Source organism: Acinetobacter sp. YH12200, assembly GCF_013418175.1.
GTDB lineage: Bacteria > Pseudomonadota > Gammaproteobacteria > Pseudomonadales > Moraxellaceae > Acinetobacter > Acinetobacter pseudolwoffii.
This window is the reverse complement of the sequence record NZ_VPCO01000072.1, coordinates 1-1168: the sequence shown is the minus strand read 5'-3', so window position 1 is coordinate 1168 and position 1168 is coordinate 1. Positions and strand designations below refer to the sequence as shown.

At 59.8% G+C, this 1168-nt stretch carries 1 protein-coding gene and 1 pseudogene; both read left to right on the top strand.

Features of this window, described 5'->3' with window-relative positions:
* Window positions 1–18 precede the first annotated feature (18 nt).
* Window positions 19–834 (top strand): sulfonamide-resistant dihydropteroate synthase Sul2, encoded by an 816-nt coding sequence (sul2, locus tag FTU90_RS15935; protein ID WP_001043260.1) that lies wholly within the window; start codon window positions 19–21, stop codon window positions 832–834.
* Window positions 835–920: 86 nt separating this feature from the next.
* Window positions 921–1168 (top strand): annotated as a pseudogene (gene glmM, locus FTU90_RS15930) (phosphoglucosamine mutase); the annotation flags it as partial.

Here is a 1168-nt window from a genome sequence, read left to right as displayed (position 1 = left end):
ATTATTATAGAAGCCCCCATGAATAAATCGCTCATCATTTTCGGCATCGTCAACATAACCTCGGACAGTTTCTCCGATGGAGGCCGGTATCTGGCGCCAGACGCAGCCATTGCGCAGGCGCGTAAGCTGATGGCCGAGGGGGCAGATGTGATCGACCTCGGTCCGGCATCCAGCAATCCCGACGCCGCGCCTGTTTCGTCCGACACAGAAATCGCGCGTATCGCGCCGGTGCTGGACGCGCTCAAGGCAGATGGCATTCCCGTCTCGCTCGACAGTTATCAACCCGCGACGCAAGCCTATGCCTTGTCGCGTGGTGTGGCCTATCTCAATGATATTCGCGGTTTTCCAGACGCTGCGTTCTATCCGCAATTGGCGAAATCATCTGCCAAACTCGTCGTTATGCATTCGGTGCAAGACGGGCAGGCAGATCGGCGCGAGGCACCCGCTGGCGACATCATGGATCACATTGCGGCGTTCTTTGACGCGCGCATCGCGGCGCTGACGGGTGCCGGTATCAAACGCAACCGCCTTGTCCTTGATCCCGGCATGGGGTTTTTTCTGGGGGCTGCTCCCGAAACCTCGCTCTCGGTGCTGGCGCGGTTCGATGAATTGCGGCTGCGCTTCGATTTGCCGGTGCTTCTGTCTGTTTCGCGCAAATCCTTTCTGCGCGCGCTCACAGGCCGTGGTCCGGGGGATGTCGGGGCCGCGACACTCGCTGCAGAGCTTGCCGCCGCCGCAGGTGGAGCTGACTTCATCCGCACACACGAGCCGCGCCCCTTGCGCGACGGGCTGGCGGTATTGGCGGCGCTGAAAGAAACCGCAAGAATTCGTTAACTGCACATTCGGGATATTTCTCTATATTCGCGGTTCAGCAGGCATGTCCCCTTTGAGGGCGACCCGACGACAGGATAATCGACCTTATGGTGCGCAAATATTTCGGCACAGACGGTATTCGTGGCAAAGCCAACGAAGGCGCGATGACGGCGGAAACCGCCTTGCGCGTCGGCATGGCGGCTGGCCGTGTCTTTCGTCGCGGTGACCACCGCCATCGTGTCGTGATCGGCAAGGATACGCGCCTGTCGGGCTATATGCTTGAACCCGCGCTCACAGCCGGTTTCACCTCGATGGGCATGGACGTATTCCTTTTTGGCCCGCTGCCGACAACGTA